Raw genomic sequence first — 22,787 nt, forward strand, 5'->3', positions numbered from 1 at the left:
ATCTTGCACTTTACTCTCGATCGCACGCTCTCTTAACCCAGCCCACGTAATATGCGCTCGATATATTCAGCAAGCCCTACTTACTGGGCGTTGATATTGGATTTCAGGGTAAAAGTAAGAGACTTGCGATCGCGGGCAACAATTTACTGCAAGCTTCCACCAATGTCGCCGCACTAGGTAAACCAGCAATAGTCCCTTTCAAAATCTTCATTGCCGTTTTCCCCGCCTTTTGCATTGTACTTTCTTGGGGATTTTTCCCTACTTCTGCCAAAGTTTTTACCTGTTCCAAAGCTTCTGCTTTATCATCATCAGATAAATCAGTTTCAGCCTCGATCGCTGTTTGTAACTCAGTCAGTAATTCTTTGATTCCAGGTTCATCTGGTTTAGCAGAATCAGATAATTGATTAATTGTATTGGCAACAGTACCGCTGATATCACCTAAACTTAAGGCTCCTGCGCCGCTAGCGTTAACGGTTCCGCCTGTAATTTCAATCTTACGACTTTGGTCGATTTGGTCACTCATAGCTTTACTCTCTGATGTAGATTTAGGTTTATTAGTAATCTTAACATTAACAGGTCGCGTAGCCAACAATTTTAGAAGTTCATTCAGCTCAAAACTTTTTTGACGGTAAAATGCTATTTCTCTCTCTTTAGCTTGCAGTTCATATTTGTGCTTGGTTTCTAAATCTTTGATAATTTGCTCATAGGCCTGGATGATTCGAGTAAGACTTTCGTCATTTTGCATGATTTGGCTCAGAGTTTATGCTTACTTATCCTCCTGAATAATATTAATCGAGAGTGGTTGTTTAGCTAACATCTCTGTTAGTTCTCTCATTTCAGCTATTTGCTGGCGATATAAAGCGATTTCCTCATCTTTATAATTTACTTCTGCCTTGTATTTTTGGGCGATCGCCCTTAGTGACTCCACATCCTCTGATTCGGCGATCGACTCATCTTCCTGACTGGAATGAGCATCGGTTTCAAGCTGTGTTAAACTTTTAGAAACTGCTTCGGAAATAGCTATCTCTTGACGGTACATGGCAATCTCGCAATCTTTGGCTCGCAATTCAGCTTGATATTTATCTTCAATAGCCTTTAACAGTAGTTCGTAGTTTTGCTTTAACTCGTGATAAATTATAGCTTGCTTATCATCTCTCAGAGCATTGACAAAGATGGCAATTACTCCCTTTTCGGAATTTTCTATACTCTGGATTGACAATTCTGTATTTTCATTCGCAATGGCAGCTTGCAATTGCAGCAGTAATTCTTTAAATTCCGGTTTCTCTGAACCTACTGATACGCTCATAGCTTTGATTTCCGCTGTTACCAGAGTTTGACTAAAATTATAGCATTACTCACTTTGTGATTAAGGACGATCCTCTTCGAGGGCTGCGCTAACGGCAGAATCAGGCAACTGCTCGATCGTGTTGGCTGTTGTACCGCCATTATCTCCTAAACTTAATGAGCCGGCACCGGTAGCGCTAATCGTTCCTCCTGAAATTTCAACTTTGCGACTTTGGTCGATGTTGTCGCTTCCGATTTTATTCTCTGCTGTAGCTTTAACTTCTATGGTAACAGGTTTAGCAGCCAGTTGATTAACGACTCCTTCCAGAAATGTTATATGCTTGTCTTTATCTTTCAATCGTGCCACCATTAGTTCATAAATTTGTGTGAAATTTTGATGAATATGCTCCTTATTAGCATCAGGTGGTACGCTAACTTTGACAACAATGACTCCATCGCCTTTATTTTCAATACTCTGAATAGTAAGTTCCGTTCCTTCATTTTCCACTTGCACTTTTTTGAAGGCAGCAACAAAAGCTTTCCACTCAATACCGTTACGAAAAATTAGATCGATGGTGTTCAAAACCTCCTCAAACAGTTTGGTAAATTCTCTCGGTGCAAATTCGCCACTGCTGGGGCGACGTTCACGATCGTCAGTTGCCGGTTTGGGATATTCTAGAAGATAGACAAACCGACAGTCTACGCGATCGAGCTTTGTATTAGCGTCAATGTTCCAAGCTTCCAAACAAGCACCTGTAAAACAAGCTTCTGTAAAATCTGTTGCCAAGGCTTGAGTGTCAGTGAGGTTTGCCGATTCCAAATTAGCTTGATGCAAAGTTGCTTCGTTGAGATTAGCCTGCTTGAGATTAGCCTCGTTTAGATTAACGCCTGTCAGGTTTCCTCCTTGGAGATTCGCACCAACATAGGATTTTTTGTAGCCATTGCGAGTGATGAGTAATTCTCGGATGCGGGTATCAGCTAATATCGAATTACCAACTCGCGCGCGATCGAGCTTTTCTGTTTTGTGGAAGCAAGTGCGAGTGAGATTGGCTGTTCTAAAATCTGTACTTTTGAGAGTTGCCTCAGTGAAATTGGCATCAGTTAAATCGGCATTGCGAAAACTTGTGCCGCCTGTAGCGGCAAAGGCAATGACAATGGTGCGAATCAAGGCCTCTTTCTCATCCCCAGCCAGAACTCGCCAAGCACTGTAAATACCTAGTCCTGCAACTGCCCCTGCCCCTGCCCCTGCAACTGCCCCTGCCCCTGCCACTGCCCCTGCCCCTGCAACTGCCCCTGCAACTGCAACTGCCCCTGCAACTGCCCATGTCCCTGCCCCTGCAACTAAACCTGCAACTGCCCCTGCCACTGCAACTACCCCTGCCCCTGCCCCTGCCCCTGCAACTGCCCCTGCCCCTGCCCCTGCCCCTGCCCCTGCAACTGCCACTGCAACTACCGCTGCCACTGACCCTGCCACTGCCCCTGCCACTAAACCTGCCACCAAACCTTGGCGCCAGGTAACAATAAAGAAGATTGCCAAAACAATCAGCAATAAGACACCTGGAATCAAGGTGTACAGTTTGATGTTATCTGCAGTGAAAAACAATGTTACCCAACCAGTAGTCAAGCCTGACATTAATCCCGATATTGCCGATAGAAATAGCGAGATAGTTACTATAAAAATAGTCCAGTGGCGTTGCAGTCCTGCCGTGGCACGGGTGAAGTCAGCTTCTCTGAGGATCGCATTTGTAAAATTTGCGCCTCGGATGTCTGCACCGATGAATTTTGCACCTGTGAGGTTTTGACCTTTGAAATTGCGGCCTCGGAGATTTTTACCGGAGAAGTCTTTGGGCATGATTTCACGCAGGGATATAATATTATGTCCGGTCAATTAATGACGACTACAGTGCGAGCTTCTAGCTCGCGAGCCTTACGCTCTTACTACAGAATCATTATTAGCGATTACCGAAATATAATATGATAACTATTTAATAACAACTCAAACAAGCCCAAATATCCTCTTGGGTAAGATAGGGAAAATCATCTAAAATTTCTTCATAACTCATCCCCGAAGCGAGATATTCCAACACGTCATCAACCGTAATTTTTATGCCCCGAATACAGGGTTTACCACCACGCTTTCCCGGTTCGATCGTAAGGATATTAGCGATGTCTTGTTTTGACATGGCACTTTTCCTTTAGCTTATTTTCTCAGTTCTAGGCTAACAAAGGGATAGAGCGCTCGTAACGTTTGGTAGTTTCCAGCCTTTTATTACTTCCTTTAATTTCCTAATTCACTTTAACTCAATCCCCCCACAGCCAGCACTCGCCTCAAGTCCCATCAGGGGCGTGCTCGGAGTCTTTTTGGGTATCTTTTCGCCGATCGCACCTCATCGTGCAATAATGATATGACTTGCACAAAAACTCTATTAGTAGGTAAATCTTGCCTACCTTACCGCTACATATAGCGTCTCAACTGTCAACCCGTGCAAGTTACCAATTAAACCGGCTGTTGCACTACACAAATTTTTCCTAATGGCTGAAGTCCCCCTAAATCCCGCAGAACTTGCAGAAGCCCTCAACGGCTTTACCGACATTAACTTCCAATTACCAGACCCCGAAGACGAACAACTACCAGACTTTGACTTTGAAAATCAGGTTGACAATGCCTGGAAAGTGTGCGATCGCTTCGACTTGCAAACCGACATTTGGCGGGGACGCATTCTCCGAACAGTCCGAGACAGAGAAAAAAAAGGCGGCGAAGGACGCGGAACAGGCTTTTTGAACTGGCTCAAAGAAAGAGAAATTGGCAAAAGTCAAGCCTATTCTTTGATAGAATTAGCTAATAGTGCCGATACTCTGATCCAGCAAGGAGATTTAGACCCAAATTCCATTAGAAACTTCAGCAAAAGAGCCTTTGTAGAAACTGCCAAAGCATCTCCCGAAGTGCAGCAAATGGTAACAGATGCCGCAGCAAGTGGCGATCGCATCACCCGCCGCGAAGTCAAACAACTCTCCGACGAATGGATGGCAATGAACTCAGATTTATTGCCCGAAGAAGTCAAAGAAAAAGCATCTACCGGTTCTCTACCTTCCCGCTACCTCGCTCCTTTAGTCAAAGAAATGGAGAAACTCTCCCCATCTCACCAAAGCGAAATTCAAAAAGAAGTAGCAGAAAATCCCGACGTAGATACGGTCAAACAGCTAACATCCGACGCCAAGAACTTATCAAAATATCTCGACGCCGCCGCCCAAGTGCAAGCTCTCAATCAGTCTCACTTAGACATGGAAATGGCCTTAGAAGAATCTTTGCGAGTCGGCTGTTTGGGAACCACCGCCGACGTTGTAAAACAAGCGGCACAGCTAGAACAAACAGTAGTCAAACTCTACACAATTTGGAAGCGTTTAGGCAGTTTGGCAGATAGATTGTATGTGGATACAGGAGCAAGCACACCCAATTTGCGGTTGCTTTTGGGATGCTTGGACAGTCTTTCGGGAGAAAAGATTGAAGTGGATTTTGGAGACGGAGAACGCTCTATTCGCTTGCAAATTTTCAGCGAATAGCTCAACCTTGACCGCAGATAAACGCCAATCTCCCGGCTCATTATCGGCGTCGAACCCTGTTCATCTGCGGTTAAAATTTCTGATTTTTTTCCAAAGATATCGGGGATGCAAATAACGCCGATATTTGGTAACTACTTCTTTCCCCAACAGCACTACGCTAATCCAAAAACAAACCTCGGCCCCAACAGCCAGAACGACAGATAAAGTTGCTTTTTGGGTAATGTCCAGCGGCAGGAAGGGCACCACAAACAAGACGGCTAACCACGGTAGAAAAGATACGATAAATAAGAACAAACCGAGCTTTCGCATAGATTCACATAATACAGCTTTGATATGCCCTTTATCTATTAGTCCACTTAAAGTGGATTTCGTTTGTATAGTAGCGATTTCAATCGCCGAGTGACTACAAACTCCCATCTTGCACCAATGTCAGCAACAGGCTTTCCGGCCTGTTCCACAAGAACATTTAGTATTTGTGGAACAAGCATCTTGCCTGTTCTTGAGAATGGTTCAACCTATGACTACAAACATAATTGCCAAGCCTCTCCAACTCAATTCTTAATCCCCGTCGCCGCAATCCCCCGAATAAACTGCCGCTGACCGGCCAAAAACAGCAACACCACCGGCACTGTGCCAATTACCACCGCCGCCATCAACAACTGCCAACTGCTAGTAAACTGTTCCTGAAATTCGGCCAAAACCAACTGCACAGTCCGCAACTCCGGCCGCGTCGTAAACACCAGCGGCTTAAACAAATCGTTCCACTCCCCGATAAACGTAAACAAAAACAGCGTCACCAAAGCAGGGCGGGCCAAAGGTAACATCACCTGCCACAAAACCTGCCAGCGGTTAGCCCCATCCAGCATTGCCGCCTCCTCCAACTCCACCGGAATAGTCATAAAATACTGGCGCAGCAGAAAAATCCCAAAACCGTTAGCCGCCGTAGGCAAAATCAGCGCCCCGTAAGTATTCAGCAGATGGCCCCACTTCAAAACCAAGAAAATGGGAATCACCAAAAGCTGAAATGGAATTACCAGTGTCGCCAAAACCCCCAAAACTAGGGCCTGTCGCCCCCGAAACTTCAGTCTGGCCAAAGCATAACCGGCCAAAGCAGAAGTCACAACCTGAAAACCCGTCACTGCGATCGCCACTAGAGTAGAATTAAGGAATGCCAACAAAAAATTGCCCCGTCGCCAAGCCTCTTGATAGTTCGCAAAAGTCAGGCCTGTGGCCTTGACACCGACACCAGATGGTGATACCGAAACCAAAAATACAGCAGCCAGTGGCAGCAGCACCAGCGCAGCACCAGCCAGCAACAAAATAAAACTCAGCAGTTCCAGCGCTTGAGACCTGTCAAAGGATTTACCCATAAATTTGTGAATTAACCTAAAATAATAAGCCTGTGAGGTTCTCCAACCCGATCGCATCCCAGATTCCCATACAACAACATAATAGTCGTAGAAGGAAAGAAGGAGTACCTAGGGAGGAAGTTGTGATTAGGATATAATGTTATAGATAGAGTTGGTACTGTAAAACCCTGAAAGGTGGAGACATAGACCGTATTTCTATCATCTATTTCCGGGCAAAAGATCGACTAACGACTAATTCAAGTAATTAGTAAATAGATAGCATTCTAGCGATAGTCTTTCTGGAGTGTTTGACGGCAAAAGTCCGGCAAACACGCTGAGGACGCCAGTTTTTCCCGGAACGTCAAAGAAAAGTTCTTTGTCGAAAGAACCCTCAGCTATAATCTCTGATTTAGATGGGGTGCGTTCAAAAAAGGTAAAGTGCACTGTCACTCACCCCCAATTTAAAAGGGGTTTCCAAACATCCCACAAGCTTATATGAGGAGACTACATATCTATGCCCCAGCTTGAGGCCAGCCCAACAATTGACTTTCAAACCGAAACTTACAAAGATGCTTACAGCCGCATCAACGCCATTGTGATTGAAGGCGAACAAGAAGCTCACGATAATTACCTGACACTGGCCGAACTGTTGGCTGACAAAAAAGCAGAGTTAGTTGGCTTGTCCAAGATGGAGAACCGCCACATGAAAGGCTTCCAAGCTTGTGGCCGGAATCTTAAAGTCACGCCGGACATGGCATTTGCCAAGCAGTTCTTTTCGGAATTGCACAAAAACTTCCAGACGGCTGCGGCCCAAGGTCAGATTGTAACTTGCTTGTTGATTCAATCGCTAATTATCGAGTGTTTTGCGATCGCAGCTTACAACATCTACATCCCCGTCGCCGATGACTTTGCTCGCAAAATCACCGAAGGCGTCGTCAAAGAAGAATACACCCACCTCAACTTTGGGGAAGTCTGGCTGCAAGCTCACTTTGAGGAATCCAAAGCCGAACTCGAAGCCGCCAACCGCCAAAACCTGCCCATCATCTGGAGACTGCTAAACTCGGTCGCAGACGATGCTCGCGTTTTGGGAATGGAAAAAGACGCTTTAATCGAAGACTTTATGATTGCCTACGGCGAAGCCCTAGGCAACATAGGCTTTAACAACCGCGATATCATGCGGATGTCAGCACAAGGTCTCGCAGCCTAGTTAATTCGGAAATAAGGAATGGGAAAAAAATTAAAAATTAAAAATTAAAAATGGGATACCTCATTTTAAAATATACATTTTTAATCTTCCCATCTTCCCATCTTCCCATCTTCCCATCTTCCCATCTTCAATCTTCCTTCATTTGACAACTTAATGTTTGGTCTAATCGGTCACTTAACCAGCTTAGAACACGCCCAATCAGTAGCTAACGAGCTGGGCTATCCAGAATATGCCGATCAAGGTCTCGATTTTTGGTGCAGCGCACCGCCCCAAATAGTTGATCAGATCACGGTAACAAGCATCACTGGACAAAAAATAGAAGGCCGCTATGTGGAGTCCTGTTTTCTGCCAGAAATGCTAGCCACTCGCCGGATTAAAGCAGCCACTCGCAAAATCCTTAATGCGATGGCACACGCTCAAAAAAACGGGATTAACATCACTGCTTTAGGCGGCTTTTCTTCGATCATTTTTGAGACTTTCAACTTGCAGCAAATTAAGCAAATTCGCAATCTCAAGTTGGAGTTTGAACGCTTCACCACTGGTAACACTCACACGGCTTACATCCTCTGCCGCCAAGTAGAAGAAGCAGCCCCTAAATTGGGGATTGAACTTTCAAAAGCTACTGTAGCGGTTTGCGGTGCTACGGGGGATATTGGCAGTGCGGTGTGTCGCTGGCTCAATGTTAAAACAAATGTAGCAGAATTGTTGCTGATTGCCCGCGACAAAGAACGATTGCAAGATTTGCAATCGGAATTGGGGCGAGGCAAAATTATGGACTTGGAAGAAGCCCTCCCCCAAGCGGATATTGTAGTCTGGGTAGCCAGTATGCCCAAGGGAGTAGAAATTGACCCTAAGACATTGAAGCAACCCTGTTTATTGATTGACGGTGGCTATCCGAAAAATCTGGCAACTCAGGTTCAGCATCCAGAAATTTACGTACTCAATGGCGGCATTGTGGAGCATTCCCTCGATATTGAGTGGAAAATTATGAAGATTGTCAATATGGATGTGCCGGGTCGACAGTTGTTTGCCTGTTTTGCTGAATCAATGCTGCTGGAATTTGAAAAAATGTATACCAATTTTTCTTGGGGACGGAATCAAATTACAGTGGAGAAGATGGAGCAAATCGGTCATATTTCTGTCAAGCACGGTTTCAGACCTTTATTAATGTCAGTTTGATGTGATTTGTTGTGGTTATTGGTTATTGAGGAAAGTTTTTCTGATAATAACCAGTAACTTTTTTTATACAGTTAATAGTGAATTTTTAACAGTTAACTATTAACATTAGATCCGATCGCACAACCCGAAGAAAAGTAGTTTGTAGTTCGGAACCAGCGGATGTGATTGGTGGCAATAGTTTGTCTTGAATTCTTCTGATATTTGATGGTTGGCGACAAAATGTAATATAGACAGGGCTGTTACAGCTTCCGAATGGGTGAGTTCGATCGCGCTGGTGTCGCTTTTTGGACTGGGGAACAGTTCAGCAGGGTTAGGCCTTTTGTGGCGGTGGGGAACCCAGGGGCGCGGGGAAAGAGGGGCGTAAAAATCAGCAGCAAGCAAAAATAGTGTAGCAAAAAACGAGGCTCCAGCCTCTGGTTTTCAACAAGCTTAGTAAGCCAAGCATAATTCAAAATTTAAAACTTCCAAATTTCCCCTCTTTTTCAGCATCCCCTGACAGGGTAGGATCTGGAAATAGTCGATCGACAAAACCTGACAAAACCTTATAGAAATTATCAGCGTGCCAAACCCAGACCGTAAACCCTTACTCTTAGATTTTGAAAAGCCCCTGGCCGAACTCGAAACCCGAATTCACCAGATTCGCGAACTCGCCGCAGAAAACAGCGTCGATGTCACCGACGAAATTCGCAAACTCGAAGCTCGCTCAGCCCAACTGCGACAAGAAATCTTCAGCAGCTTGTCCCCCATGCAGCGGCTGCAACTGGCCCGTCACCCGCGCCGCCCCAGCACCCTCGATTACATTCAGGCAATTAGCGACGAGTGGATCGAGCTTCACGGCGATCGGCGCGGCGGAGACGACCCGGCCCTCGTCGGCGGAATTGCCCGCATAGACGGGCGTCCCACAGTCATCATCGGCCATCAAAAAGGGCGCGACACTAAAGACAATATCGCCCGCAACTTCGGCATGGCTGCTCCCGGTGGCTATCGCAAAGCCCTGCGGTTGATGGAACACGCCGATCGCTTCGGAATGCCAATTTTCACCTTTATCGACACTCCGGGGGCTTGGGCGGGCTTAGAAGCAGAACAGCTCGGACAGGGAGAGGCGATCGCCTGTAACCTCCGAGAAATGTTTCGCCTCGACGTTCCCATTATTTGCACCGTCATCGGCGAAGGCGGTTCCGGCGGCGCATTGGGTATCGGTGTCGGCGAGCGGCTGTTGATGCTGGAACATTCCGTCTACACCGTCGCCACTCCCGAAGCTTGCGCGGCGATTCTCTGGAAAGACTCTGGCAAAGCGAACTTGGCCGCAGAAGCCCTGAAAATTACTTCCTGGGATTTGAAAAACCTCGGCGTTCTCGATCAAATAGTACCAGAGCCGATCGGCGGCGCTCACTCGAATCCCCTCAAAGCTGCGTCCATACTCAAACAAGCTTTGTTAGAAAACTTAGCAGAACTAACACAGCTTACTGGTCAACAGCGACGCGATCTCCGGTATCAAAAGTTTCGCCACATCGGTGTATTCACTGAAATTTCTGCTTGAGCCGATCGATTCAGAGTTATCGGTTATGAGTGAAAATCTCTTAACTTCCAACTCATAAGTGATAACTCACCAGTCACTATTCTGCGAATCAATCAGCAGTGTTATAATTTCTCAGGTGACACCGGCTTAACAGTTCTTAATGTTGATCTCATAATTAACTGTGATCACCCGCAGCAGACAGCTTTCTAATTTGGCGAAGAAGGCTGCAACGCTTGAGGGACTTGCCGAGCGAAAGTATTAGGACACTGAATGAACCATCCCACAACAAAGCAGGCTCTGATTACCGGAGCCAGCAGCGGTATTGGCAAAGCGACGGCTCTAGCGTTCGCCGCCGAGGGCATAAATCTGGCCTTAGTTAGCCGAGAGTCGGAAAACTTAGAAGCCGTTGCCGCAGCAGCCCGAGCAGTCGGAGTGAAAGCAGAAGCTTATCCCTTAGACTTGGCAAAAATTGAGCAAGTGCAAAGCAGCATCAGCGCGATCGCAGCTCAATTCGGCCCCGTAGATATCCTGGTCAACAGCGCTGGTATGGGCTACACCGGCTCTTTGACGGAAACGCCGCTAGCCGAGTGGCAGAGCGTTTTAGACCTCAATCTAACTAGCGTTTGGCAGTGCATTTTAGGAGTTTTGCCCTCCATGCGCGATCGCCGATCGGGAATCATCATCAACGTTTCCTCGATCGCCGGCACCCAAGCCTTCCCCAACTGGGGAGCCTACTGCGTTAGCAAATTCGGTCTCATGGCTTTGTCTAAAACCTTAGCCGCCGAAGAACGAGCTCACGGAATTCGCGTAACAGCAATCTGTCCGGGTTCTGTCAACACTCCCCTGTGGGACACAGACACCGTAGACGCCGACTTCGATCGCACCGCCATGTTAACCCCAGAAATCGTCGCCCAATCAATTCTGCACGCAGTTCAGTTGCCAGCAAGTGCAGTAGTTGAAGAAATCACCCTCATGTCCAACGCAGGAGTTTTGTGAACTTGAGATTTTAGACTGCTGGATTTTTCTCGAATTCAACAATCTTTGAATCTCTAGCTATATCCCCCAATCGAAAATTGATTCACCCTCACACCAACTTGTTATGACAATTGCATCTTCCGCCGATTCCAATGGCTCGAACTCACTCTCGACTGACAGCATGAAACTGTTACAAACCGCAGAGAACAACTCCCCGCGCATCCCCACTCGACCCGATCGCAATTCCTCGCACGGTCAAGAATCCCACATACCCGTACCCTCAGAAGTAGGCCAAGAAGAAATGATGGCCGCCGTTCGGACAATTCTGCTGGGAGTAGGAGAAGATCCTGAACGGGAAGGATTGCTCAAAACCCCGAAGCGGGTAGCAGAAGCAATGCGGTTTCTCACCAGCGGCTACAGTCAATCCCTCGAAGAACTTCTTAACGGCGCTATCTTTGACGAAGGTCACAACGAAATGGTACTGGTGCGAGACATCAGCGTATTCAGTATGTGCGAACACCATATGCTGCCGTTTATGGGCCGAGTTCACATCGCTTACATTCCCAACCAAAAAGTAGTGGGACTGAGCAAATTAGCCCGAATTGCCGAGATGTACAGCCGCCGATTGCAGGTGCAAGAACGTTTGACGCGCCAAATTGCCGAAGCAGTTGAGACAATATTGGAACCGCAGGGAGTAGCTGTAGTAATGGAAGCCAGCCATATGTGCATGACGATGCGGGGTGTGCAAAAACCCGGTGCTTGGACAGTTACGAGTGCCATGTTGGGCGTGTTTCAAGAAGAACAGAAAACTCGCGAAGAATTCCTGAATTTGATCCGCCACCAACCGGCATTCTTTTAGTCATTAGTCATTAGTCATTAGTCATTAGTCATTAGTCAATCACTTTTTGGGTGGTGGCTAGCAATTAAGCAATTTGGTCACTAGCCCCCAGATTCATCCGCAGTCGCAATCTAAAATCTAAAATCTAAAATTAGATGACGATCGACTGATAAACCCATAAAATAGACGGGTGACTCATGACTTGTGACTAAATGAATCCTATTAAATTCGGTACAGATGGCTGGCGCGGTATCATTGCTGACGATTTTACATTCGATCGCGTAGCGTTAGTCGCTCCCCTAGCGGCACAAGTTCTCGCACAAACTGGTGGTAGCGATGGCAGCAGCGGTACCGTAATTGTCGGTCACGACCGTCGATTTCTGGCTGAAGAATTTGCCCAAACAGCGGCTATTGCCATCCAAAACGCAGGATTTGACGTGCTACTTAGCGAATCCTACGCCCCCACTCCAGCTTTCAGTTTAGCTGCCAAACAATTAAATGCTTTGGGTGCGATCGTCCTGACAGCCAGCCACAATCCCGGCGCATATTTAGGGTTAAAAGTCAAGGGCGGATTTGGCGGTTCAGTTTCGCCCGAAGTTACTCAACAGATAGAAGCAAAACTCGAAAATCCGGCGGCAATTTCAGCAACTCCCGGCAAATTAGAGAATTTCAATCCTTGGCCGGCTTACTGCAAAACCTTGCGGGAAATGGTAGATATTGATGCGATTAAAGAAGCGATCGCCAGCGGCAAAATTACAGTATTTGTAGATGTAATGCACGGTGCCGCCGCCGGAGGATTAGCTCAAATTTTAGAAGAAACAGTGCACGAAGTCAACAGCGATCGAGATCCGCTGTTCGGCGGCGGTGCACCGGAACCTTTGCCGCGCTACCTGTCGCAGTTATTTCGGGTGATGCGTACTCACCAGCGAAAAAGTTCTGGTTTGTCAATCGGATTTGTATTTGACGGAGATAGCGATCGAATTGCAGCAGTTGACTCTAGCGGCAACTTTCTCAGTTCACAAATCCTAGTTCCCATCTTAATCGAACATTTAGCAAAACGGCGTGGCTTGACCGGGGAAGTCATCAAAACAGTCAGCGGTTCAGACATAATTCCCAAAATTGCCAAGCTGTACAACTTGCCATTATTTGAAACGCCGATCGGTTACAAGTATATAGCCGATCGAATGTTAACCACTCAAGTCTTAGTCGGCGGCGAAGAATCGGGAGGAATTGGCTACGGTACACACATCCCCGAACGAGATGCTTTACTGTCAGCGCTGTACTTGTTAGAAGCAGTTGTCAAATCCGGGGAAGACTTAAGCGAAATTTACAGCCGACTGCAACAAGAAACCAGCTTTACTTCAGCGTATGACAGAATCGACTTGCACCTAGCAAACATGGAAGAAAGGTCGCGTTTGCTGTCCCTGCTGCAAAATCAACCCTTAACAGAAATCGCCGGCAAAGCAGTTGTAGATTGCAACAAAGTTGACGGATATAAATTCCGTTTAGCCGACGGAAGTTGGCTGTTAATTCGGTTTAGCGGAACAGAACCCGTGTTGCGGCTGTACTCAGAAGCAGCGACATTGAAAGAAGTTATGCAAAACTTAAACTGGGCGAAGAGTTGGGCGCATAATTAATCGGAGTTTTCAACCGCAGATAAACGCAGATAAAAATAGCTCAAATACTATCAGCGTTAATCAGTGTTCATCCGCCGATATCTGCGGTCAAAAAATCCCATTATTTCCCAGCCTACAAGTAACCGACTCCCAACCAGAAACAATATAACTTATTTGCGATCGTGCGACGTTTTTTTTGTTAATATCAAGCCGTAAGTTTTAATTGAAATAATGATCGATCGCAAATTGCTAGTTGTAGCTACGGGCAATCCGGGTAAACTCAAGGAAATGCAAGTTTATCTTCAGGATTTGGGATGGGAATTGGAACTAAAACCGGAAGAGTTGGAAATTGAGGAAACAGGCGAAACTTTTATTGCTAATGCTTGCTTGAAGGCGTCTGAAGTGGCAAAAGCAACGGGCAAATGGTCGATCGCCGATGATTCTGGTTTAATGGTAGATGCACTCGACGGCCAACCTGGGATTTACTCCGCACGCTACGGGAAAACCGATGCTGACAGGATATCTCGACTTCTCAAAGAATTGGGTAGCGAACAAAACCGGGAAGCACAATTTGTTTGCGCGATCGCGATCGCCCGTCCCGACGGTACAATTGCCTTGCAAGTAGAAGGAATTTGCCGAGGCGAAATCCTCCACACTCCTCGCGGTACGGGAGGTTTCGGATATGACCCCATTTTCTACGTACCCGCACAGCAACAGACTTTTGCAGAAATGACAGCGGATATCAAGCGATCGCACTCTCACCGCGGCCGAGCCTTCCATGCTCTTATACCACAATTGGCGAACGTTGTCAACCAATAATGAGAAAAAAGCTAAAAAATGGGGTTACTGTGGCATTGGATATTGACACTTAGGTATCAAAACTAAACAGGAAAGAGGTTTTTCGTTGGCAATCACAGTTACCAATGCCCAATGCCCTGTTTGGCCAATGCCCAATGCCCAATGCCCCAGTATCTTAGATTGCCTCCAAGTTCTTTTCCCCAGTCCGAATCCGAATAATTTGTTCTACAGGAGAGATGAAAATCTTGCCGTCGCCAATCTCGCCCGTGCGGGAAGCCGCGATAATTTTATCAACCACCATGTCAACCTGATCGTTTTCCACAACAATCTCCACCTTGAGCTTTTGCAAGAACTCAACGGTGTACTCAGAACCGCGATAGCGTTCTGTCATACCCTTCTGACGGCCAAAACCTCTAACTTCAGAAACAGTCATCCCCACAATACCAGCATTGACGAGTGCGATTTTCACTTCGTCTAGTTTAAAGGGGCGAATAATAGCTTCAACCTTTTTCAAGTTTCTCACTCCTAACAGTTAGTACCTTCGTTATATTACTTAATCGGCGTGACATCTTTTAATATCACTGCCAGCAGCAAGTATTTTGTCAAGTATATTACCGTATCTTGTACTCGCGATGAAATGCACGCCAACCTTTAACAATCTTCTCGGATTTTCCGGCGGCGCGGGTTCTCGGCTCCGGCCGATCGCGGTAGAGTTAAGAAGACAGCAGCAGGCGTCCCCCGCCGATCTGCTAAAACAGAAAAAGAACGCAGGAGACAGGAGTTTTCCGAGTTTCCGCTTTGCTATGTCAGATTTGCACATATTGCTGAAAACTATAATTGCCAGAGGCGGTCAGTTAAACTATTCCTATGCACCCAGCCAGCCCTCCCCCTGACCGCAGCGGGCTTGATGCCCTACTGAGAAATCGCCCCTTCCTCGCCTTGTGGACGGGCCAGTTATTGGCCCAAGTGGCGGATAAAATCTTTTACGTATTGCTGATTATTCTGCTGAAAACCGGCGACTACCGACCCTGGCCGGTTTCTTGGCAACATTCGGAAAATTCTATGCTGTCAGCGGTGATGATCGCCTACACCGTGCCAGCGATCGTCTTTGGTTCCGTAGCCGGTATCGTGGTAGACCGCTTTTCCAAAAAGCAAATGCTGGTCGCCTGCAACGTGATTCGAGCCGCGTTGATTGTAGCTTTGCCGTTTTTGCCCAAAGCTTTTGTGGTTTTGTTGACGATGACGTTTTTGATCTCTACCGTAACGCAATTTTTTGCTCCTGCAGAAGCGGCAGCCGTCCCCCTAGCCGTGGGGCGAGAGGGACTGATGTCGGCAAATGCTCTGTTCGCCTCGTCCACCATGGGCGGGATTATTATCGGGATGACGATCGGCGAACCGCTGTTTAGTTGGGTCAAACACAGCTTCGGATCAGCTTCTCAAGAGTTTTTGCTGGGCGGGTTGTACCTGATCTCAGCAGGTTTGATATATGCTATGCAGATCAAAGAAGGTCATGCCGGCAGCAGTGGCAAAAACGTTCATCCTTGGCAAGACCTCAAGGAAGGTTTGCGGTATGTGAAACACAATCACCTTGTCAGCAACGCGATGGTGCAGTTGACCATTTTGTATTCGGTGTTTGCGGCGCTTCAGGTGCTGGCGATCGCGCTTTCAGGCAAAATAGGTCTCAAAGAAACTCAATTTGGCTTTTTGCTCGCTGCTGCGGGAATTGGAATGGTCTTCGGTGCAGCCTTTTTAGGACACTGGGGTCATCGAATGCACCACAAACCTCTGCCTTTAATCGGTTTCTTGATGATGGGTTTTGTATTGGCAATGTTTGCCTTTACTCGACAGTTATGGGTGGGATTCGGATTGAGCGCTCTGTTCGGTTTTGGTGCTTCCTTAATTAACGGCCCGATGCAAGCTCTGATTCAAGAAAAAACTCCAGAATCTATGCGGGGCAAAGTCTTTGGATTTGAGAACAATGCGATTAATATTGCTCTGAGCCTGCCTTTAGCGATTACTGGCCCTCTGACGGATGCTGTCAGCAAAGCCGTCGGCTCGGATGACCTCGGCTTGCGGATCGTGTTGCTGAGTTTGGGCTTTTTGGTTTCGGTGATGGGAATGGCAGCTTGGAAACATACTCGCAAAGTCTTGCAGGATGTTCTGTAAACTTTGCAAAGAAGGAAGTTCGGCAACGAGCAATGTACGGGATGTAACGGATGTAACGGATGTCAGTCCGATGGCAGTCGGAAGTTCGGCAACGAGCAATGTACGGGATGTAACCGATGTCAGTCCGATGGAAGAAGGAAGAAGGAAGATAGAAGAGGGGATGGGTGTCAACTTAAAGTCAAATGTAGTACCGAGCTACTGTTTGACGATGATTGTCCATATCCCCTGATAGTGGGAGGGAACCAGAGCATTCTCTTTAGTTTCCCTTCTTAACGGGAATAGGAGCGGGATCAAGACTCGCGTCTAAACAAGATTTATCAAGGGTTTTAGGCGAGTGTTGACACCAATGGGAAGAGGGAATATGGCTTTCTTTTCGCGATCGATCGATAACATAGCAACCGCCCTGATGATTAGGACGTTCTTAATTGCTGAAACGATTGTTTTTATTGTCGAAGGCCGCAGAACGAATGCTATACAAGCGTCATATAGCGGTAAACCGGCATAGAAGCCGCGATTTCCTCTGTTTCTTTTCTTCCTGTGGTGTTCCACAATGTCTCGATCGGGCGAACCCTCTGCGATCACGAAATCTTTTGTAAAATCTCACCACTTAAATTTTCCTAGTTTCATTAATTGAGATTAAAGTAGTATAAAAGCTTTCATTAAAAATCATAATTAGTTTAAGGAAGGAAATACTGTGCAACTAAAAACTAAAGTGACCATCAAGCGTGCAACTGGTGGATTTGCTCTGATTGACAGCTTGATCCGCCACGGCGTCAAGCATATTTTTGGTTATCCCGGCGGTGCAATTCTGCCGCTTTACGACGAACTCTACCGCGCCGAAGAAACTGGCGCTATCAAACATATTCTGGTGCGCCACGAACAAGGCGCTGCTCACGCGGCTGACGGATACGCCCGCGCTACGGGCAAAGTTGGGGTTTGTTTTGCTACTTCGGGCCCGGGCGCCACTAATTTGGTAACAGGGATTGCGACGGCCCACATGGATTCGATCCCGATGGTAATTATTACCGGTCAGGTGCCCCGTCCGGCGATCGGCACTGATGCGTTTCAGGAAACAGATATTTACGGGATTACCCTGCCAATTGTCAAGCATTCCTATGTAGTGCGCGACCCCAGAGATATGGCGCGAATTGTGGCAGAAGCTTTCCACATCGCGAGTACAGGGCGGCCGGGGCCTGTTTTGGTTGATGTACCCAAGGATGTGGGTTTGGAAGAATTTGACTATCTGCCCGTGGAACCCGGAGCAGTGAGAATTCCGGGCTACCGGCCGACGGTGAAGGGAAATCCTCGGCAAATTAATCAAGCAATCTATTTGCTGCAGGAAGCAAAGCGTCCTTTGCTTTATGTGGGTGGCGGGGCGATCGCAGCCGGGGCCCACGAGGAAATTAAGGAACTGGCCGAACTTTTCCAATTGCCGGTGACGACAACGCTGATGGGCAAAGGTTCCTTTGACGAAAACCATCCTTTGTCGGTGAAAATGCTGGGGATGCACGGCACTGCTTACGCTAATTTTGCCGTTACCGAGTGCGATTTGCTGATCGCTGTAGGGGCGAGGTTTGACGATCGCGTGACGGGCAAATTAGACGAGTTTGCCGCGCGCGCAAAGGTGATTCACGTCGATATAGACCCGGCGGAAGTAGGCAAAAATCGCGGCCCTGACGTGCCGATTGTCGGAGATGTCCGCCAAGTTTTGCTCGATTTGCTGCGTCGCTGTCGGGAAACTGGAGTTTCGGGGAAAACCGGACAGACTGGGGAATGGCTGCACAGGATCGATCAGTGGAAACAGGACTATCCGTTAGTGGTGCCTCATTACCCAGACATTTTGTCTCCGCAAGAGGTGATTTCTCAGTTGGCTACCCAAGCGCCGGATGCTTACTACACAACAGATGTCGGTCAACATCAAATGTGGTCGGCTCAATTCTTGAACAACGGGCCGCGCCGCTGGATTTCGAGCGCTGGTTTGGGCACGATGGGTTTCGGGGTGCCGGCGGCGATGGGCGCGAAAATGGCCCTACCCGATGAGCAAGTGATTTGTATTGCTGGCGATGCTAGCGTGCAAATGAATATTCAAGAGCTGGGAACACTAACACAATACGGCATTAATGTCAAGATTGTGATTGTAAATAACGGCTGGCAAGGCATGGTGCGGCAGTGGCAGCAGGCGTTCTACGGGGAGCGTTATTCGTCGTCGAATATGACTGTAGGGATGCCGGATTTTGTGATGCTGGCTGAAGCTTACGGCGTGAAGGGGATGCTGGTTTCGCGGCCGGAGGAACTTAAAGATGCGATCGCTCAAATGCTCGCTCACGACGGCCCGGTGCTGATGAACGTGAAGGTGACGAGGGACGAAAACTGCTATCCGATGGTAGTTCCGGGTAAGAGCAACGCTCAAATGGTTGGTTTGCCTGATCGTAGCAAGTTGCAATCTGCGGAGTTGGTTTATTGTCCGAGTTGCGGCGCTAAGAATGTTTCCACCAATAACTTTTGTCCTGAGTGCGGGACAAAAGTTTAAGTAGAGACAATGCCTTGTCTGGCAGGAGTTTAAACCCCTGCCAAGCTTTCGGGTGAAGCGGTTTTTCGGGTTAAGTTTACACGCTTTGGGCAATGCGATGTCCTTACCCCGATCGGCTGTTTCACATTTAACACCATCTCCGCTGGCATCGCATCGAGAGCTTTAACCTGTAATCTCTAAGCATATTTTATGAGCCAGTGTCTAAACCCTGATTGCCTATTCCAAAACCCCTCTGGCTCTACAAAATTCTGTCAAAAATGTGGGAATAAACTGCTATTTGGCGATCGCTACGGAGCCCAAAAAATTATTGGACAAGGGGGATTTGGGCGCACTTTTCTAGCTATTGACGAGTATAAACCATCAAAACCTTCCTGCGTTATTAAACAATTCTACCCCCAACTTCAAGGCACTTCTAGTATCCAGAAAGCTGCTGAGTTATTTGAGCTCGAAGCAGTACGCCTAGAACAGTTGGGTAAACATTCTCAAATTCCCGACTTATTAGCATATTTTAGTCAAGATGGACGGCAGTATTTAGTCCAAGAATTCATCGACGGTGAAAATTTAGCCGAAGCACTAGAATCTAAGGGATATTTTAGCGAAAGGCAGATTCGCGACTTGCTTAATAATTTATTGCCAGTATTCGAGTTCATTCATTCCCGCCATGTTATTCACCGAGATATCAAGCCAGAAAATATTATTTTTCGGCAAGATGGGCAAGTGGTTTTAGTTGACTTTGGAGCCGCGAAATATGCGACACAAACGGCTCTAGCGGTAACGGGAACGAGGATCGGGACGGCTGGATATACGGCACCAGAACAAGCCAACGGCAAAGCTATTCATGCTAGTGATATTTATAGTCTGGGTGTGACTTGTCTGTGTCTGTTAACTCAGGTTGAGCCGATTGATTTATTCGATGATAGCGAGTTTGAGTGGGTGTGGCGAGAACACTTAAAAACATCTGTCAGTTCGGAACTGGGTCAGATTTTAGATAAAATGATACAACCTGCTATTAAAAAACGTTATCAATCTGCTACTGAAGTTTTGCAGGCTCTTGGTACTCGATCGCCTCAATTATCAGTTCAAACACCTCCACCGGCACCAGACTCCCTGAAATCGGCGCGGGGAGTTGACTATACTCGTCTGCGGGATTTATTAGCAGCAGGAAAGTGGAAAGAGGCGGATCAGGAAACATTCAAGGTGATGTTAAAAGCTGCTAGACGGGAGAAGGAAGGTTGGTTCGATACGAACTCGATCGAGAATTTTCCGGGCGATGATTTGCGGACGATCGACAAATTGTGGGTAAAATACAGTCAGGGTCACTTTGGCTTTAGCGTCCAGAAAAAAATCTGGTTAGAAATAGGCGGTAAAGTTGATTATGACACTGAATGCAAGCTAGGCGATCGTGTCGGTTGGCGAAAGAGGAGAAAGGGGAGGAAAGATTGGTTGAATTACAATGATTTAACCTTTAATCTGCAAGCACCAGAGGGCCACCTACCGTGGGTTCGTTGTTGCGTGCAGGTGGGGTTTGGTTTGGTGGGCTGGTGGGGTTTGGTTCTCTTCTCTCGCATTGAGAAATGTAAGCTATAATTTATAGCGATTTCAGCCCTTTTAAAAGCATTTTTTTAGGATATTTTTCAACGAAGTTATCGGCTTTTCGTCATTTCAATACCTGCTAGTTACATTAATAATAACTGCCAATAAGAGTCAGAGATATCATTAAACAACTAGAGGCAGGATGCAAATAAAATTTGTGGTTTCGTCAAATATAGGAAAATTCGGGGGAGTGGCAAATGAATCTTTATTTGGGAATAGATTTCGGCACCACGGGCGCGCGATCGACAATCATCGACTCCCAGGGTACAATCCATTGCGAGACAGAACATACTTTTGCCAACGCGCAACAGCCGGAATTGCCCTCAGCGTGGCAAAATGCGCTGTGGGCTGTAATTGACCAAATTCCCCCAGCAATCCGCAATCAGGTAAGGGCGATCGCCCTTGACGGCACATCTTCGACTGTCATGCTGTGCAATACCGACGGTATACCAGTATGCGAGCCGATTTTATACAATGATGCGCGCGGTGCAGCGGTGACAGAGAGGTTGCGGGCGATCGCGCCGGATAACCACACAGTATTAAGCGCTACATCCAGTCTGGCTAAACTCCTGTGGTGGCAGGAGGGCGGGCACGGGGGCACCGCCCCTACGGTTTTCCTGCATCAAGCTGACTGGCTGGCGTTTTTGCTGCACGGGAAATTGGGAATTAGCGACTATCACAATGCTTTGAAACTCGGTTTCGATGTTGATACTTTGTGCTATCCGAATTGGCTGACGCAGGGAATTGCGGGGGCTGCAACTCCTGAATTGCCGCAAGTTGTCGCACCGGGCACGCCTGTGGGGGAAGTGAGATCTCAAGTGGGCGATCGCTTGGGTTTTCCCCGCGATTGTACAGTTTGTGCTGGCACAACCGATAGCATTGCAGCATTTTTAGCAAGCGGTGTCAATTTACCAGGGGAAGCAGTAACTTCTCTTGGTTCTACACTAGCAGTTAAACTGTTAAGTCATACCCGCGTAGATGATTCTAGATACGGGATTTACAGTCATAAATTAGGCGATTTGTGGTTAGTTGGAGGTGCTTCTAATACCGGAGGTGCCGTACTGCGACACTTTTTTACTGATGTTGAGTTAGATAATTATAGCAGACAAATTGAGCCAGAACAAGAGAGTTTGCTGGATTATTACCCATTGTTGAAAAAGGGTGATCGCTTTCCGATTAATGACCCGAATTTGCCGCCCCGACTCGAACCGCGTCCAACAGATTCAGTGGAATTTCTGCACGGTTTGCTAGAAAGCATAGCGCGGATTGAAGCGCGGGGATATCAATTATTGCAGGAGTTGGGTGCAACTCCTTTGACCAAAGTTTATACGGCTGGTGGCGGGGCGAAAAATTCGGTTTGGAGTGCGATTAGAAAGCGTTATTTAAAAGTCCCTGTTGAAACGCCAATTCATACTGCGGCTGCTTATGGAAGTGCGTTATTGGCGAAGCATGGAACGCAAATTTAAAGGTGGTAAATTTGGACTGATATCGCTATCGATTAAAACTAAAATGAGAGGAAGCAAACATTCTGATATATTGTGTTAAGTTGTTATCCCTAAAAATTAAGGACAATGGCAAAGCTACCTGATGACATCCTAAACACAATTTTTACCTTGCAGCGACGGCTAGTGGAAATCCTCAACGAAACAACCGCCACAGAATACATTTTAATGCAGCAGTTTGGCGAGACAGAAGCGACACTCCCCGAACTAGAATCCCTGGATAATGTTAAGGAAAGGTTGAGAAACCCTTACAATCGTTTGTACAGGCTTTTGCAGCAGGTAGCAGAATCTCAACCCGCTGCGAATGCGGATACGTTAAACTTTCTGTATAGAACGATAGAACAAACAGAGGCGGCTGTCGATGCCTCAGAAGCAACTATCCGAGAAATCAAAATGGATTGGAATTTGCCATGAATCAACAACCTAGAATCCCCGACGCTGAAACCAGAAAGCGACACGTTGAAAAGATGCGTGAAGTCTGCCAACAGCTTGACGCTTTGACTCTAAACCTGGATGAATTAATCGCCATATTTGAAGCTGATAACCGCCGCCAGCGTCGAGAACGTTTGGCGGGTAAATACAGGCGTGTGGAATCTCAGGTAGTCGAATAAGATATGAGATGTTGCATCATTCTTAATAAGTCTTTTATGAACAGGCTTTTCGGCCTGTT

At 47.0% G+C, this 22,787-nt stretch carries 24 protein-coding genes; 16 read left to right on the forward strand and 8 right to left on the reverse strand.

Annotation, left to right across the window (positions count from 1 at the left end):
* Nucleotides 1–103: 103 nt before the first annotated feature.
* From QUA34_RS07795 to QUA34_RS07810, 4 genes are all read right to left on the reverse strand, one after another.
* A complete protein-coding gene (locus QUA34_RS07795; protein ID WP_333324319.1) occupies nt 104–745 on the reverse strand; it encodes a hypothetical protein in 642 nt (213 codons plus the stop codon).
* Nucleotides 746–766: 21 nt separating this feature from the next.
* Nucleotides 767–1,306, reverse strand: coding sequence for a hypothetical protein (locus tag QUA34_RS07800; RefSeq protein ID WP_333324321.1), 540 nt, complete (start codon nt 1,304–1,306; stop codon nt 767–769).
* A gap of 60 nt (nt 1,307–1,366) precedes the next feature.
* The gene (locus QUA34_RS07805; RefSeq protein ID WP_333324325.1) at nt 1,367–3,136 is read right to left on the reverse strand and encodes a pentapeptide repeat-containing protein; all 1,770 of its coding nucleotides are present in this window, start codon (nt 3,134–3,136) and stop codon (nt 1,367–1,369) included.
* Between the two features lie 133 nt (nt 3,137–3,269).
* Nucleotides 3,270–3,467, reverse strand: coding sequence for a DUF433 domain-containing protein (locus tag QUA34_RS07810; protein WP_333324327.1), 198 nt, complete (start codon nt 3,465–3,467; stop codon nt 3,270–3,272).
* Between the two features lie 349 nt (nt 3,468–3,816).
* Between QUA34_RS07810 and QUA34_RS07815 the strand changes: the two genes are divergently transcribed.
* Nucleotides 3,817–4,845, forward strand: a complete 1,029-nt coding sequence (locus tag QUA34_RS07815; RefSeq protein ID WP_172191012.1) for a hypothetical protein — start codon at nt 3,817–3,819, stop codon at nt 4,843–4,845.
* A 60-nt stretch (nt 4,846–4,905) separates the two neighbouring features.
* Here QUA34_RS07815 and QUA34_RS07820 read toward each other — a convergent pair whose 3' ends face one another.
* The 3 genes from QUA34_RS07820 to QUA34_RS07830 all read right to left on the reverse strand — a co-directional run bounded on the left by QUA34_RS07820 (nt 4,906) and on the right by QUA34_RS07830 (nt 6,638).
* Entirely contained in the window at nt 4,906–5,262 is a 357-nt protein-coding gene (locus QUA34_RS07820; RefSeq protein ID WP_333385420.1) for a transporter suffix domain-containing protein, read from the reverse strand.
* Between the two features lie 134 nt (nt 5,263–5,396).
* Nucleotides 5,397–6,215 (reverse strand): carbohydrate ABC transporter permease, encoded by an 819-nt coding sequence (locus QUA34_RS07825; RefSeq protein ID WP_333385422.1) that lies wholly within the window; start codon nt 6,213–6,215, stop codon nt 5,397–5,399.
* A gap of 231 nt (nt 6,216–6,446) precedes the next feature.
* Nucleotides 6,447–6,638 (reverse strand): hypothetical protein, encoded by a 192-nt coding sequence (locus tag QUA34_RS07830; RefSeq protein ID WP_333293279.1) that lies wholly within the window; start codon nt 6,636–6,638, stop codon nt 6,447–6,449.
* A 70-nt stretch (nt 6,639–6,708) separates the two neighbouring features.
* On the opposite strand from QUA34_RS07830, the gene QUA34_RS07835 reads away from it, so the two are divergent.
* From QUA34_RS07835 to rdgB, 7 genes are all read left to right on the forward strand, one after another.
* On the forward strand, nt 6,709–7,401 hold the full coding sequence (locus tag QUA34_RS07835) for an aldehyde oxygenase (deformylating) (protein WP_333204074.1): 693 nt from the start codon (nt 6,709–6,711) through the stop codon (nt 7,399–7,401).
* A gap of 153 nt (nt 7,402–7,554) precedes the next feature.
* Nucleotides 7,555–8,580 (forward strand): long-chain acyl-[acyl-carrier-protein] reductase, encoded by a 1,026-nt coding sequence (locus QUA34_RS07840; RefSeq protein WP_333080458.1) that lies wholly within the window; start codon nt 7,555–7,557, stop codon nt 8,578–8,580.
* Nucleotides 8,581–9,139: 559 nt separating this feature from the next.
* Nucleotides 9,140–10,120 carry an acetyl-CoA carboxylase carboxyl transferase subunit alpha gene (accA, locus tag QUA34_RS07845; protein WP_333385425.1) on the forward strand — a complete coding sequence of 327 codons (981 nt, stop codon included), beginning with the start codon at nt 9,140–9,142 and terminating at the stop codon, nt 10,118–10,120.
* Between the two features lie 249 nt (nt 10,121–10,369).
* Nucleotides 10,370–11,095 (forward strand): SDR family oxidoreductase, encoded by a 726-nt coding sequence (locus QUA34_RS07850; protein ID WP_333385428.1) that lies wholly within the window; start codon nt 10,370–10,372, stop codon nt 11,093–11,095.
* Nucleotides 11,096–11,198: 103 nt separating this feature from the next.
* Nucleotides 11,199–11,933 carry a GTP cyclohydrolase I FolE gene (gene folE / locus QUA34_RS07855; RefSeq protein ID WP_333324340.1) on the forward strand — a complete coding sequence of 245 codons (735 nt, stop codon included), beginning with the start codon at nt 11,199–11,201 and terminating at the stop codon, nt 11,931–11,933.
* A 191-nt stretch (nt 11,934–12,124) separates the two neighbouring features.
* On the forward strand, nt 12,125–13,549 hold the full coding sequence (locus QUA34_RS07860; RefSeq protein ID WP_333385431.1) for a phosphoglucomutase/phosphomannomutase family protein: 1,425 nt from the start codon (nt 12,125–12,127) through the stop codon (nt 13,547–13,549).
* Nucleotides 13,550–13,759: 210 nt separating this feature from the next.
* On the forward strand, nt 13,760–14,347 hold the full coding sequence (rdgB, locus tag QUA34_RS07865) for an RdgB/HAM1 family non-canonical purine NTP pyrophosphatase (RefSeq protein WP_333385433.1): 588 nt from the start codon (nt 13,760–13,762) through the stop codon (nt 14,345–14,347).
* A 154-nt stretch (nt 14,348–14,501) separates the two neighbouring features.
* On the opposite strand, the gene QUA34_RS07870 is transcribed toward rdgB, so the two are convergent.
* Entirely contained in the window at nt 14,502–14,840 is a 339-nt protein-coding gene (locus QUA34_RS07870) for a P-II family nitrogen regulator (protein WP_006633346.1), read from the reverse strand.
* Nucleotides 14,841–14,925: 85 nt separating this feature from the next.
* Between QUA34_RS07870 and QUA34_RS07875 the strand changes: the two genes are divergently transcribed.
* The 8 genes from QUA34_RS07875 to QUA34_RS07910 all read left to right on the forward strand — a co-directional run bounded on the left by QUA34_RS07875 (nt 14,926) and on the right by QUA34_RS07910 (nt 22,728).
* The gene (locus tag QUA34_RS07875) at nt 14,926–15,219 is read left to right on the forward strand and encodes a hypothetical protein (RefSeq protein WP_333385436.1); all 294 of its coding nucleotides are present in this window, start codon (nt 14,926–14,928) and stop codon (nt 15,217–15,219) included.
* Nucleotides 15,194–16,492, forward strand: a complete 1,299-nt coding sequence (locus QUA34_RS07880; RefSeq protein ID WP_333324346.1) for an MFS transporter — start codon at nt 15,194–15,196, stop codon at nt 16,490–16,492. Before QUA34_RS07875 ends, QUA34_RS07880 begins: the two co-directional genes overlap by 26 nt.
* Nucleotides 16,482–16,721: a hypothetical protein gene (locus QUA34_RS07885; protein WP_333385439.1), complete on the forward strand. Its 240-nt coding sequence runs from the start codon at nt 16,482–16,484 to the stop codon at nt 16,719–16,721. Before QUA34_RS07880 ends, QUA34_RS07885 begins: the two co-directional genes overlap by 11 nt.
* Nucleotides 16,722–17,186: 465 nt before the next feature.
* The gene (gene ilvB, locus QUA34_RS07890; RefSeq protein WP_333385442.1) at nt 17,187–19,022 is read left to right on the forward strand and encodes a biosynthetic-type acetolactate synthase large subunit; all 1,836 of its coding nucleotides are present in this window, start codon (nt 17,187–17,189) and stop codon (nt 19,020–19,022) included.
* Nucleotides 19,023–19,211: 189 nt separating this feature from the next.
* Nucleotides 19,212–20,609 (forward strand): serine/threonine-protein kinase, encoded by a 1,398-nt coding sequence (locus tag QUA34_RS07895; RefSeq protein WP_333385445.1) that lies wholly within the window; start codon nt 19,212–19,214, stop codon nt 20,607–20,609.
* Nucleotides 20,610–20,812: 203 nt separating this feature from the next.
* Nucleotides 20,813–22,081: an FGGY-family carbohydrate kinase gene (locus QUA34_RS07900; protein ID WP_333385447.1), complete on the forward strand. Its 1,269-nt coding sequence runs from the start codon at nt 20,813–20,815 to the stop codon at nt 22,079–22,081.
* A 105-nt stretch (nt 22,082–22,186) separates the two neighbouring features.
* Nucleotides 22,187–22,531: a hypothetical protein gene (locus tag QUA34_RS07905; RefSeq protein ID WP_333324358.1), complete on the forward strand. Its 345-nt coding sequence runs from the start codon at nt 22,187–22,189 to the stop codon at nt 22,529–22,531.
* A complete protein-coding gene (locus QUA34_RS07910; RefSeq protein ID WP_015174854.1) occupies nt 22,528–22,728 on the forward strand; it encodes a hypothetical protein in 201 nt (66 codons plus the stop codon). Before QUA34_RS07905 ends, QUA34_RS07910 begins: the two co-directional genes overlap by 4 nt.
* Nucleotides 22,729–22,787 lie beyond the last annotated feature (59 nt).

This window comes from Microcoleus sp. POL10_C6, assembly GCF_036701585.1.
In the GTDB taxonomy this organism is placed as follows: domain Bacteria; phylum Cyanobacteriota; class Cyanobacteriia; order Cyanobacteriales; family Microcoleaceae; genus Microcoleus.